Origin of the sequence: Aeromonas sp. 603757, from assembly GCF_049171255.1 — a bacterium.
GTDB lineage: Bacteria > Pseudomonadota > Gammaproteobacteria > Enterobacterales > Aeromonadaceae > Aeromonas > Aeromonas veronii_A.
This window is the reverse complement of record NZ_JAAKOE010000018.1, coordinates 60707-72996: the sequence shown is the minus strand read 5'-3', so window position 1 is coordinate 72996 and position 12290 is coordinate 60707. Positions and strand designations below refer to the sequence as shown.

Annotated in this window: 13 protein-coding genes; 4 read left to right on the top strand and 9 right to left on the bottom strand. The window is 57.0% G+C overall.

What is annotated here, in order from left to right; translation table 11 throughout:
* Positions 1-2 precede the first annotated feature (2 nt).
* From G5332_RS16330 to ccoN, 9 genes are all read right to left on the bottom strand, one after another.
* On the bottom strand, positions 3-758 hold the full coding sequence (locus G5332_RS16330) for an FNR family transcription factor (protein ID WP_005336632.1): 756 nt from the start codon (positions 756-758) through the stop codon (positions 3-5).
* Positions 759-826: 68 nt separating this feature from the next.
* Entirely contained in the window at positions 827-1513 is a 687-nt protein-coding gene (locus G5332_RS16325; RefSeq protein WP_279502064.1) for a sulfite exporter TauE/SafE family protein, read from the bottom strand.
* Entirely contained in the window at positions 1497-1685 is a 189-nt protein-coding gene (gene ccoS / locus G5332_RS16320; protein ID WP_005360558.1) for a cbb3-type cytochrome oxidase assembly protein CcoS, read from the bottom strand. The genes G5332_RS16325 and ccoS overlap by 17 nt, the downstream gene beginning before the upstream one ends.
* Positions 1686-1823: 138 nt before the next feature.
* Entirely contained in the window at positions 1824-4208 is a 2385-nt protein-coding gene (locus G5332_RS16315; protein WP_421249813.1) for a heavy metal translocating P-type ATPase, read from the bottom strand.
* An 86-nt stretch (positions 4209-4294) separates the two neighbouring features.
* Positions 4295-4795, bottom strand: a complete 501-nt coding sequence (locus G5332_RS16310; RefSeq protein ID WP_005345427.1) for a FixH family protein — start codon at positions 4793-4795, stop codon at positions 4295-4297.
* A 140-nt stretch (positions 4796-4935) separates the two neighbouring features.
* Positions 4936-5919, bottom strand: a complete 984-nt coding sequence (gene ccoP, locus G5332_RS16305; RefSeq protein WP_019446377.1) for a cytochrome-c oxidase, cbb3-type subunit III — start codon at positions 5917-5919, stop codon at positions 4936-4938.
* Positions 5919-6098, bottom strand: coding sequence for a CcoQ/FixQ family Cbb3-type cytochrome c oxidase assembly chaperone (locus tag G5332_RS16300; protein ID WP_005336620.1), 180 nt, complete (start codon positions 6096-6098; stop codon positions 5919-5921). The genes ccoP and G5332_RS16300 overlap by 1 nt, the downstream gene beginning before the upstream one ends.
* Positions 6099-6108: 10 nt before the next feature.
* Positions 6109-6723 carry a cytochrome-c oxidase, cbb3-type subunit II gene (gene ccoO / locus G5332_RS16295; protein ID WP_021230095.1) on the bottom strand — a complete coding sequence of 205 codons (615 nt, stop codon included), beginning with the start codon at positions 6721-6723 and terminating at the stop codon, positions 6109-6111.
* A 16-nt stretch (positions 6724-6739) separates the two neighbouring features.
* Positions 6740-8164: a cytochrome-c oxidase, cbb3-type subunit I gene (gene ccoN / locus G5332_RS16290; RefSeq protein ID WP_005336616.1), complete on the bottom strand. Its 1425-nt coding sequence runs from the start codon at positions 8162-8164 to the stop codon at positions 6740-6742.
* Positions 8165-8445: 281 nt separating this feature from the next.
* Here ccoN and G5332_RS16285 point away from each other — a divergent pair, with 281 nt between their 5' ends.
* The 4 genes from G5332_RS16285 (at position 8446) to prc (ending at position 12224) form a co-directional block, all read left to right on the top strand.
* Positions 8446-8907, top strand: a complete 462-nt coding sequence (locus G5332_RS16285) for a hypothetical protein (RefSeq protein WP_421249814.1) — start codon at positions 8446-8448, stop codon at positions 8905-8907.
* Between the two features lie 93 nt (positions 8908-9000).
* Complete coding sequence (locus tag G5332_RS16280) at positions 9001-9459, top strand: GAF domain-containing protein (RefSeq protein WP_100653748.1); 459 nt, start codon at positions 9001-9003, stop codon at positions 9457-9459.
* A 102-nt stretch (positions 9460-9561) separates the two neighbouring features.
* Positions 9562-10200, top strand: coding sequence for an RNA chaperone ProQ (gene proQ, locus G5332_RS16275; RefSeq protein WP_227342893.1), 639 nt, complete (start codon positions 9562-9564; stop codon positions 10198-10200).
* A gap of 8 nt (positions 10201-10208) precedes the next feature.
* Entirely contained in the window at positions 10209-12224 is a 2016-nt protein-coding gene (gene prc, locus G5332_RS16270) for a carboxy terminal-processing peptidase (protein WP_368151111.1), read from the top strand.
* Positions 12225-12290 lie beyond the last annotated feature (66 nt).

The window sequence follows — 12290 nt, the reverse complement described above, 5'->3', positions numbered from 1 at the left end:
AATCAGCCGCAGGGCGGGCGAGTTGCACCGGCCATCATGCCCAGCGCGACCTGATCCAGTACGGTAATGTATTTGCCTTTAACGCTGATGAGACCGGACTTCTGGAAACGGCCGAGCAGACGACTGATGGTCTCAACGGTCAGCCCCAGATAGTTGCCAATGTCACCACGGGTCATGGATAGACGGAACTCCTTGGCGGAGAAGCCGCGTTCGGAGAAGCGTACCGACAGATTGTGCAGGAAGGCGGCGAGGCGCTCTTCGGCATTCTTCTTGGAGAGCAGCAGGATCATCTCCTGATCGCCCATGATTTCGTTGCTCATCAGACGCATGATCTGCTGGCGCAGCTTGGGCATCTTGCCGGAGAGATCATCCAGCACTTCAAAGGGGATCTCGCACACCATGGCGGTTTCCAGCGCCTGGGCGAAGGAGGGGTGTGCTTGTTTGTGGATGGCATCAAAACCGACCAGATCGCCAGCGAGGTGGAACGCGGTGATCTGCTCATCCCCTTGCTCGGTGATGGTGTAAGACTTGATGGTCCCGGAACGGATGGCATAGAGCGATTTGAACTCATCGCCAGCCTTGAACAGCTCTTCACCCTTCTGGATCGGCTTCTTGCGCTCGATGATGCTGTCCAGCTGATCAAGCTCGTTGTCGTTCAGAGTGAAGGGAATACAGAGCTGACTGATGCTGCAATCCTGGCAATGAATTGCACAGCCACCGCTCTGGATACGTCTGCCAGGTTTCTTTTCCGGGATCATAGGCTCATACGAATAATTGATTTATATCAAACAAGTTTACCATCAACTCATCCGTTTTGGATAGGGTTTCAAAAGGAAGCAATGCCAATCCAGAAGGTATGCACCCCGAACAAAATGAGCAGCAGGGCACCGCCAAGGCGCAAACTGCGCAGGGTGAGCCAGTATCTCAGGCGATCGGCGAGCCCGCCCAACGCAAACAGGGTGGGCAGGGTGCCGAGGCCAAAAAATAGCATGATGAGCGCCCCGCCACTGGCCGAACCCGCCGCTGCGCTCCAGGTCAGCATGGAGTAGACCAGCCCGCAGGGGAGCCAACCCCACACCATGCCAAAGGGCAGTGCCTGCACAGGTGAGGTGAAGGGGATAAATTTGCCCGCCAGCGGTTTGATACGTGGCCAAAATCTGGCGCCGAGCCGCTCCAGCAGCAAGATCCCTTGCCACCAGCCCGCCAGATAGAGACCAAGCGCAATCATCAATAGCGCTGCCACGAGACGCAAGCCGGCAATAGCGTGTTTGCCAGCGCCCAGCTCACTGGTGGTGGCGAGCAGGCCGCCCACCAGTGCACCTGCAATGACATAGCTCAGGATCCGGCCGAGGTTGTAGTTGAGCAGATAGGCGAGCCGCCCCCAGAAGTGTTGTTTGTTGGCGGGGATTGCCATGGAGAGCGCGGCGGAGACGCCACCACACATGCCGATGCAGTGGGCGGAGCCTGCCAGTCCGACCAGCAGGGCGCCGGCCAGATCAAGGTTGTGGGTCATGGTCAGCAGGCTTTGCGGGTTTGTGGGTGGGTTGCTCTTCGTCAAACAGGATGTTGGAACCCTGCCGGTCGAGATCTTCAAACTGCTCGGAGCGAATGGCCCAGAAGAAGACGACCCCGGCGATGATCACAAACAGGATGGCGATGGGGATCAGGACAAAAATTATATTCATGAGAGGTACCTTGGCGTTCTTCCTTGGCAAGCGTCCCCTATGGTAACCCTGTTCGGGCAGGGGGCCAGCCGCTATCAATTAGAAATGTGGCCTGCATCGAAGGCAGGCCACATTTTCAGCTATTTTCCGCCACCAGCCTCATCGGTTGAGGCGCATGGAGTTGGTTACCACGATGAGTGAGCTGAGCGACATGCCCGCCGCCGCCAGATAGGGGGGCAGCCAGCCGCAGGCCGCCAGCGGCAACACCAGCAGGTTGTAACCGATGGACCAGGCGAAGTTCTCGATGATGATCTTGCGGGTACGCATTGCCAGCACTCTGGCCTCGAGCAGTCGGCTCAGGTCATCGGCCAGCAGGATGGCATCGGCGCTGTTTTTCGCCAGATCGGTGCCACCAGCCATGGCAAACGAGGCGTGCGCTCCGGCCAGTACCGGGGCGTCGTTGATGCCATCGCCCACCATGATGCTGATATCCCCCTGGGCTTCCCGGGCCTTGAGGTAGGTCAGCTTGCCATCGGGTGAGACCCCCTTGACCAGCTCATCCACGCCCAGCTCGCGGGCAATCTCGTCTGCCTGAAAAGAGCTGTCGCCAGTCAGCACGGTAGTTTGCAGACCTGCCGCCTTGAATGCCGCGATCAGCGCCCTGGCATCGGGGCGCAGGGTATCTTCCAGATTGAAGCGGGCCAAGACCTGCTGCTCGTCGGCCAGATAGATAGCCAGACCGCGGCCGCATTCTTGCGCCGGATCCAGCCCAAGCCAGCGGGCACTGCCGATGCGGTAACGTACGCCATCCACCAGCGCCGTGATGCCGTGACCGATGACCGGGGTGATCTCGCGAACGGATGGCAACACGGCGATGCTGTCGGCGGGCAGTCGGAAGGCGCGGGCAATGGGATGTTCGGATTGCGCCTCCATGGCCCGAGCGATGGCGAGGCAGTGGGCCACGTCAAGGTCGGCCAACGCTTGAGTCTGCGTCAGACTGATCTCGCCAGTAGTCAGGGTACCGGTCTTGTCCATCACGATCCGGTTGGCCTTGGTCAGCACGTCCAGCACATGACCACGGCGCAGCAGAATGCCGTTACGGGTCAGATTGGCGGTGGCCGAGGTTAGCGCCGTCGGGGTGGCCAGCGACAGGGCACAGGGGCAAGTGGCAACCAGCACGGCGAGGGTGACCCAGAACGCCTGATCCGGTTGATGGAAGTGCCAGAAGGTCCAGACGGCGGCGGCAATGATCAGCAGCACCAGAATAAAGTGGCGCGACAGCTGATCCGCCATCTGGGCGATGGCTGGTTTGTCATCGAGGGCATGATCCTGCAGCCGCATGATCTGGGCGATCCGAGACTCTTCGATACGGTGGCTGACCCGGATCTGCAGCGGGGCATCGGTGTTGATGGTGCCGGCATAGACCTGATCACCACGCTGTTTGAGCAGGGGCAGCTGTTCACCGGTCAGCATGGATTCGTTGAGGCTGGCTTGCCCTTCGACAATGATGCCGTCAGCTGGCAAGGTTGCTCCGGCCAGCACACGTACCCGATCGCCGACCTGCAAGGTCTTGGCCGCTACCTCATGCTCCCCTTCATCATCGATGCGGGTCGCCATGATGGGCACCAGTCTGGCCAGGTTGGAGCTCGATTCCGACGCCTTGCGCCGGGCCCGCAACTCGAGAAAGCGCCCCAGCAGCAGGAAGAAGACGAACATGGTGATGGAGTCGTAATAGACCTCACCGGTATTGAACACGGTGGCCCACATGGAGGCGATAAAAGCCCCGATCAGCGCCAGCGACACCGACACATCCATCGACAAGTGACCCTGTTTCAGGCTGCGCCAGGCACCCACATAAAAGGGCTGGGCCGAGTAGATCATGATGGGGGTGGAGAGCAACAGGCTTATCCACTTGAAGTAGACCATGAACTCATCTTCAACGCTGATGAAGAGATCCATGTAGAGGGCCACGGCGCACATCATCACCTGCATCGAGCCCAGCCCCGCCAGTGCCAGCCGGAACATATAGCTGCGCACCTCTTTGGCGTAGAGCGCCTCCTGTTGATGGGTCTGGAACGGATAGGCGCGATAGCCGATCTGGGCAAATCCCTTGAGGATGTCACTCAGGGAGAGCAGGTCCGGATCCCACTTGATGCGGGCCCGGTGGGTGGTGGTGTTGACGTTGATGTAGCGCAGGCCCGTCAGTGTCATCAAGTGGCGTTCGATAAGCCAGGCACAGGCGGCGCAGGTTAGCCCTTCTACTGTCAGCTGGATTTCGCGAAGGGTACCGCTGTCGGTGACAAAATCCTGTTGCACCTCTGCCAGATCGTAGTGGGTGAGGGCGGCTAGCTCCTCGGGTACCAGATCCCCCTTGGTACCGGGGGCGGTGCGGTGATCGTAGTAACTGGCGAGGCCGCACTCCATAATGGTTTCCGCCACCGCCTGACAACCGGGGCAGCACATGGGGCGAACAATCCCCTTTATCTCGAGGGCATAGCCACTATTGGCGGGTACCGGCTCGCCACAGTGAAAACAGGGGGTCATGCGTTATGCCCCCCTGAATGCAGAATGCAAGCAGCAGGGGCGCTGGCGAACACCGGCTCGCCACAGTGAGAACAGCCGGTCATGGCTTAGCGTCCTTTCGGGTCGAGTTCGACAGGGGCCAGGGTGGGCAGCTGGACGGTCTCTTGCAATCGCCACTGGTGATCGAAGGCATCGACCCGAATGTGCCACTTGCCGACCAGCGGCTTGTCGAAATGGAGGCGATAGGTGCCGCTCGCATCGGCGGTGATCATGTGTTCGCTGTCCTGACCGGCCAAGGTCGGGTGGAACAATGAGAGATAGAGAGCTTGCCCGGCAGGAATATCGCCGCTGATGGGTTTGAGGGTCAGCTCGTTGCCGTCAACTTCCAGCCCAAAGCGGATATTGAGGGCTTCGGAGCGGTCAAACTTGCTCAAGTCCTGATTGATCTCTTTCCCTTGTTTGTAATAGTCCTCGGCCACCAGATTGACCCCATCCTTGCTGGCGATGATGGCGGTGGCGATGCTGCCAACAACGGCGGCAGTGGGGAGGGCGATGATAAACCAGGGCCAGAATTGGCGATACCACGGTTTGGATAGAGGTTGGGTCATGATTGCTACTGCCATGAAACGAATGATTAACGTGGAAGATGGTTTTTACGCAACACAAGATAACAAAAAGCCTCGAGGAGTCGAGGCTTTTTGCTGTGTAATCACGTGTTTATCACATGTTACAACGTTACGGGCGAACCTTATTTGGCAGACTGTTGATGAGACAGGCTGTAAACGTAGGAGGCCAGCAGGTGAACCTTGTCCTCACCCAGAATATCTTTCCAGGCTGGCATCACGCCGTGACGACCGTGGGTGATGGTTTGCACCACCACTTCGCGGGAGCCACCGTAGAGCCAGGTGTTGTTGGTTAGATCTGGCGCACCGACGGCAACACCGCCCTTGGCATCGGCCCCGTGGCAGGCAGCGCAGATGGCGAAGCGTGCTTCACCTTTCTTGGCTTCGACCAGGTCGACCTTGCGACCGGAGAGGCTCAGCACATAGGAGGCTACTTCCTGAACGCCATCTTTGCCGAGGATTTCACCCCAGGCAGCCATGATCCCCTGACGACCGCCCATGATGGTGGTCTTGATTTGATCAGGCTGGCCGCCCCATTGCCATTCGCTGTCGGTCAGGTTCGGGAAACCGCGACCACCGCGGGCGTCAGAGCCGTGGCACTGGGAGCAGTTCTGCAGGAACAGACGCTGACCCACTTTCAGGGCTTCCGGATCCTTGGCGATCTCGGTGATGGCACGATAGGTTTTGCCATCCGCTTCGTAGGTGAGTTCACGGAACTTGGCGCCGTAGATCTCGTCAGCCTTGGCGACCTCACGGTCATACTCCACCGCGCGACCTTCAGCCTTGGCCGATTCGGTTGCAGCTTTGGACTCGGCCAGCGAGCGCACGTCCTGGTTGGAACTTTGCCAGCCCAGCAGGCCTTTGAAGTTGCCAAGCCCCGGGAAGGCGATCAAATAAACCAGACCGGTGACGATGAAGAAGAGGAACATGTAAGTCCACCACTTCGGCAGCGGGTTGTTGATCTCCTCGATGCCATCGAAGGAGTGACCCATCGATTTGCCTTCTTCAACACCCATCTTGTCCTTGCGGCACCACATCAGCAGCAAGAAGCAGCCGAGGATGGTTCCCAGACTGATGACAGTCACAAAAATGCTAAACAGAGTGCTCATTATTGTTTCGCTCCTGCGTTCTTTTTATCAGCACCGGGTTGCTCATCATCGGCAAAAACCAGATTGGCAGCCTCGTCGAAAGAGGTCTTGCGGCGTTTGCTGTAGGCCCAGACGATGATGCCAATCATGATGGCCATCAACAGCAAGGTATACAGACCGCGAAATGTGCCGTAGTCCATTTTCGCCTCCTTATTTCAGGGCATGACCCAGTGATTGCAGATAGGCCACCAGCGCATCCAGCTCGGTTTTGCCCTTGACGGCTTCGCCAGCACCCTGAATATCTGCGTCGGTATAGGGCACACCGAAGTGATCGCGGAACAGCGCCAGTTTTTTGCCGGTCATCTCGCCAGTCAGCACATTGGTATCAAGCCAAGGGTAGGCGGGCATGTTGGATTCCGGTACCACATCGCGCGGGTTGATCAGGTGAACCTTGTGCCACTCGTCGGAGTACCGGCCACCGACACGGGCCAAGTCCGGACCAGTACGCTTGGAGCCCCACAGGAAGGGGTGCTCCCAGACGCTCTCACCGGCGACCGAGTAGTGACCGTAACGCTCGGTTTCGGCACGGAACGGACGGATCATCTGGCTGTGGCAGTTGGTGCAGCCTTCGCGAATGAAGATGTCGCGTCCTTCCATCTGCAGAGCGGTGTAGGGCTTGAGGCCCTCCACCGGCTCGGTGGTTTGCTTTTGGAAGAACAGCGGAGTGATTTCAACCAGGCCCCCCAGACTGATGGCGAAGATGATGCCGACCACCAGCATGGGAACGCTTTTTTCAAATATTTCGTGACGGTTATTGTTGCTCATGGGTTGACCTCTTCAATCATGCTGGCTGGGCGACAGGTTCCAGAGAACCTTTGGGCGCAGTGATGGTGCGATAGGCGTTGTAAGCCATCAGCAACATGCCGGTGACGAAGAAGCAGCCACCCAGGAAGCGCACGAAATAGAAGGGATAGGATGCCTGCAACGCTTCAACGAAGCTGTAGGTCAGGGTGCCGTCTTCGTTGACTGCACGCCACATCAGGCCCTGCATCACGCCGGAAATCCACATGGCAACGATGTAGAGCACGGTGCCCACGGTCGCCAGCCAGAAGTGAACGTTGATCAGCTTGACGCTGTACATCCTGCCCTGGCCGAACAAGTTCGGGATCAGGTGATAGACAGCACCGATGGAGACCATGGCAACCCAGCCCAGCGCACCGGAGTGAACGTGACCAACGGTCCAGTCGGTGTAGTGGGAGAGGGCGTTGACGGTTTTGATCGCCATCATCGGGCCTTCGAAGGTCGACATGCCGTAGAAAGAGAGGGAGACGATCAGGAAGCGCAGGATGGGGTCATAACGCAGTTTGTGCCAGGCACCGGAGAGGGTCATGATGCCGTTGATCATGCCGCCCCAGGAGGGGACGAACAGGATCAGGGACATCACCATGCCCAGCGACTGAGCCCAGTCAGGCAGTGCGGTGTAGTGCAGGTGGTGCGGACCGGCCCAGATATAGAGGGAGATCAGCGCCCAGAAGTGGACGATGGAGAGGCGATAGGAGTAAACCGGACGACCCGCCTGCTTGGGCACGAAGTAGTACATCATCCCCAGGAAGCCGGCGGTCAGCAGGAAGCCTACCGCGTTGTGGCCATACCACCACTGCACCATGGCGTCCATGGCGCCGGAGTACATGGAGTAGGACTTCATGCCGGAGAGGGGCACTTCCATGTTGTTGACAATGTGCAGCACCGCAACGGTGATAATGAAGGCGCCGAAGAACCAGTTCGCCACATAGATGTGGGAGGTGGTGCGTTTCATCAGGGTGCCGAAGAAGACGATGGCATAGGCGACCCATACCACAGTGATGGCGATATCAATCGGCCACTCCAGCTCGGCATACTCTTTGGCGGAGGTGTAACCCAGCGGCAGAGAGATGGCGGCAGAGAGGATGATTGCTTGCCAGCCCCAGAAGACGAAGGTTGCCAGCGGGCCACCAAACAGTCTGGTTTGACAGGTGCGCTGCACCACGTAGAAGGAGGTGGCCATCAGTGCACTGACGCCGAAGGCGAAGATCACTGCGTTGGTATGGAGGGGCCGCAGACGACTGTAAGTCAGCCACGGGGTCTCGAAGTTGAGGGCAGGCCAGATCAACTGGGCTGCGATCAGTACGCCAACCGACATGCCGACAATTCCCCAGACAATCGTCATGACGGTAAACTGGCGAACAACGGTGTAGTTGTACTCAGGATGGTTAGTTGTATGGCTCATCGTTATATTCCGCTTCCGATGCTGCTGTTGTTTGGTTTTGTATCCGGAGAACCGGACTGGCTTCATCAGCCACCGCCGACCAGTTGTTAACATCTGTTAACGAAAGGAAAAGCAAAAGATGGCTAAATGAAAACTGCATGGGAATGATACTGAAGTGACAGGTAAAATAACAGTATAAACAGTGATATATTTGGCTCCGTCCGGTCTCGATATGGCAGTTTTTTACCTTGTTCGAGATCACAAAAAACTATTTTAATTGCATCTTAATCGGGCTGTTTTTGATGAAAGAGAGACTTACCGCACGTAAAGTTTTGCACCTCGTACTGGTATTGGCGCTGTTATTGGCGCTGATGGCCTATCGCACCTGGTTTTCGGTCGATAACAGCGTCTCTGCTGACCAGACAAAAGATCAGATTTGTGATCTTTCCCACACCCCTTGCAGCGCGCTGATTGGTGACAAGTCGCTGACGGTCGCCATCAAGGAATTACCGCTGCGCGCTGAATATGACTTTGTCATCGCTATTAGCGGCGGCGATCCGGCCATCAAACCGGTGAAAGCGACACTCGAAGGCAAAGATATGTTTATGGGCACCATTCCGGTGAACTTTGAACAAATAGACGGACAGTGGCAGGGGGTAACCCAGGTGGGGAGTTGTACATCACCCGTCATGATCTGGTTGTTAAATATCGAGTGGAGTAATGGTCAACGCCAGCAATTGGCGCTTTCCGTTGCCCGGGAATAACGGCGCAAGGAGCGGGGAGTGGAAAAAATATTTGAAATTTCCCGGCCAGGCGTTACCTTCCCCAAACCATCAGGGAGTGAAGTTCATTTAATCATGATTGAAAAACAACCATTTTATCGCACCCTCAACCAGCAGGCCAAGGCGCTGCTGGAGGGGGAAACCGATCTGATTGCCAATCTGGCCAACCTCTCCGCACTGCTGAATCAGGAGCTGGCGGAGATCAACTGGGTCGGTTTTTATCTGTTGCAGGGCGAGACCCTGGTATTGGGGCCATTTCAGGGCAAACCGGCCTGCGTGCGGATCCCGGTCGGCCGCGGGGTGTGTGGTACGGCAGTGGCAGAGGGGAGAACCCAGCTCATTGACGATGTCCACCAGTTCGATGGTCACATCGCTTGCGATGGCGCGAGCAACTCGGAAATCGTGATCCCGGTGCGCCGTGGTGGCGAGATCATCGGGGTACTCGATATCGACAGTCCGATTTTTAACCGTTTCGACCAGGAAGACCGGATTGGCCTCGAAGAAACGGTGCAAATTTTGGAAAGCATGCTCTAAGTCATTGCTAGATGGTTCGCAAAAGGCCCCAAGCTCTCTATAATGGGGCCTTTGTTGTGCTCGGGACGTGCCCGTGCGTTTATATGAAAGCCAAGGTTATACATGGAAAACACTGAGAAGCTGAAGAACAGTAAAGAGATCGTTGCCTACCTGGTCGAGAAATTCCCGGCCTGCTTCGTTGCTGAAGGAGAGGCCAAGCCGCTCAAGATTGGCATCTTCCAGGATTTGGCCGAGCGTCTTGCTGACGATGCCAGAGTCTCCAAGACCATGCTGCGTTCCGCACTGCGTCAATACACCTCCAGCTGGCGCTACCTGCACGGTCTCAAAGCTGGCCAGGCTCGCGTCGATCTGGATGGCAACCCGGGCGAGCTGTTGACCGAAGAGCACATCGAGCACGCCAAGCAAGCTCTGAAAGAGAGCAAAGAGCGCGTATTCGCCAGCCGTCGTACCAATACCAAAGAGAAGGATGAGAAGGTCAAGAAGCCACGTCGTCCTGCTGTGCGCAAAACCGAGAAAACTGATGTAGCTGCCAAGCCGAAAGCTACCGCCAAGGCACCGGTCGCTGACGCTCCGCTGGTTAAAGTGGATGCCGCTACGCTGAAAGTGGGCCAGGATGTGCGCGTCGTTATGGGTAAATTCCCGGTTCCGGCAACCATCAAGGAAGTAACCAAGGACGATGTACAGGTCCAACTGCAGACCGGCATGATGGTGCGGGTCAAATCAGAGCACTTGGTTCTCTAAGGAGACAAATGTTGAAGCATGGCGTAATTCGTTTTTCCCTCGTTGCCTGTAGCCTGGCGCTTGCCGGGCTTGCACAGGCCATCGAGCCGGTGCTCAAGGAGAGTGATTTGCCTGTGTTGGCTCAAGAGAGCCAACATGCTACGGCCAGCAAGCGAATTACCAATCTGTTTACCCGCTCGCACTACAAACAGTTCAAGCTGGACGATGCCTTTTCCTCCGTGATTTTCGATAAATATCTGGAGAATCTGGACTACAGCCGCAACCTGTTTTTGGCCTCTGATATCAGCCGTTTTGAAAAGTACCGTAACGGTTTTGACACCGACCTCGAAAGAGGCCGTCTGGCTCCCGCCTACGAGATGTTCAACCTGAGTCAGCAGCGGCGTTATGAGCGGTTCGAATACGCCCTCAAACTGCTTGATACTCCTTTCGATTTTACCCAGACCGACAACTATGTGTTTGATCGGGAAGGGGCGGCTTGGCCCAAAGATGAAGCAGAGCTCAACGAGCTGTGGCGTCAGCGGGTCAAGTTCGATGCCCTGAGTCTCAAGCTCAGCGGCAAGGAGTGGCCCGAGATCAAGGAGCTGCTTGGCAAGCGTTACAACAACGCCATCAAGCGGATGTCCCAGACCGAGAGCGAGGATGTCTTCCAGCTCTTCATGAACTCCTTCGCTCGCGCCATCGAACCCCACACCAGTTACCTCTCACCGCGCAGTGCCGATCGTTTCAACACCGAGATGAACCTCTCGCTGGAAGGGATTGGTGCCGTGTTGCAGGCGGAAGATGACTTTACAGTCATCCGCTCCCTGGTACCCGGTGGTCCTGCTGCCAAATCCAACCACCTCAAGCCTGATGACAAGATCACCGGGGTGGGACAGGAAGATGGCAAGATTATTGATGTGATCGGCTGGCGTCTCGATGACGTTGTCGAGCTCATCAAGGGACCCAAGGGGAGCAAGGTCAAGCTTGAAATTCAGCGCGGCAAGGGCGCTACCGCCAAGACCGAACAGATCGAGCTGACCCGTGACAAGGTGCGCCTTGAAGACCGGGCAGCCAAGTCCAAGGTGATCACCGCCGAAGGCAAGAAGATCGGTGTCATCGAGATCCCGAGTTTCTACGTCAATCTGCACGATGATGTGATCAAGGAGCTCTCCAGCCTCAACAAGCAGAAGATCGATGGTCTTATCATCGATCTGCGCGGAAACGGCGGCGGAGCCCTGACCGAAGCCTCTGCCCTGAGCGGTCTCTTCTTTGGCAGCGGTCCTGTGGTTCAGATCCGGGATCATATGGGTCGTATCACGGTCAACGGTGACGATGATGGCAACGTCTATTACGGCGGTCCCATGTCGGTGCTGATCGACAGATACAGTGCATCTGCCTCCGAGATCTTCGCCGCCGCCATGCAGGATTATGGTCGCGCCCTGATCCTGGGGGAAAACTCGTTCGGCAAGGGGACGGTGCAACAACATCGCAGCCTCGCCAAGGTCTATGACTTCTACGAGCAGCCGCTGGGTCACGTGCAGTACACCATCGCCAAGTTCTACCGGATCAATGGTGGCAGTACCCAGAACAAGGGCGTTGCGCCGGATATCAGCTTCCCGACACCGGTTGCGCCGGAAGAGACGGGCGAAAGCCGCGAGTTTAATGCGTTGCCTTGGGACAAGATAGCCTCAGCCAACTACGAGAAACTCGGCAATTTCACCAGTCTGCTGCCCAAGTTGCAGGCTGCCCACGATGCTCGGATCGCCAAGGATCCCGAGTTTGCCTATGTGATGCAGGACATCGCTGACTACAAGGAGGAGAAAGACAAGAAGTCGGTCTCCCTCAACGAGGCGGAGCGTGTTGCAGAGCAGGCGAAACAGGATGAGAAAGCGCTTAAACGTACCAATGAGCGCTTGGCACGTCTTGGCAAGCCGGCAGTCAAGAGCCTGGACGAACTGCCCGCTGATTTTGAAGCGCCCGATGAGTATCTCATCGAAGCGGCCAATATCACGGCGGATCTGGCTATGGACAGCAAACGCAGCTGACAGGCAACCCATCATGCACAAGGGCGACTGCGGTCGCCCTTTCTTTTTATCTGGCACATCTGACGT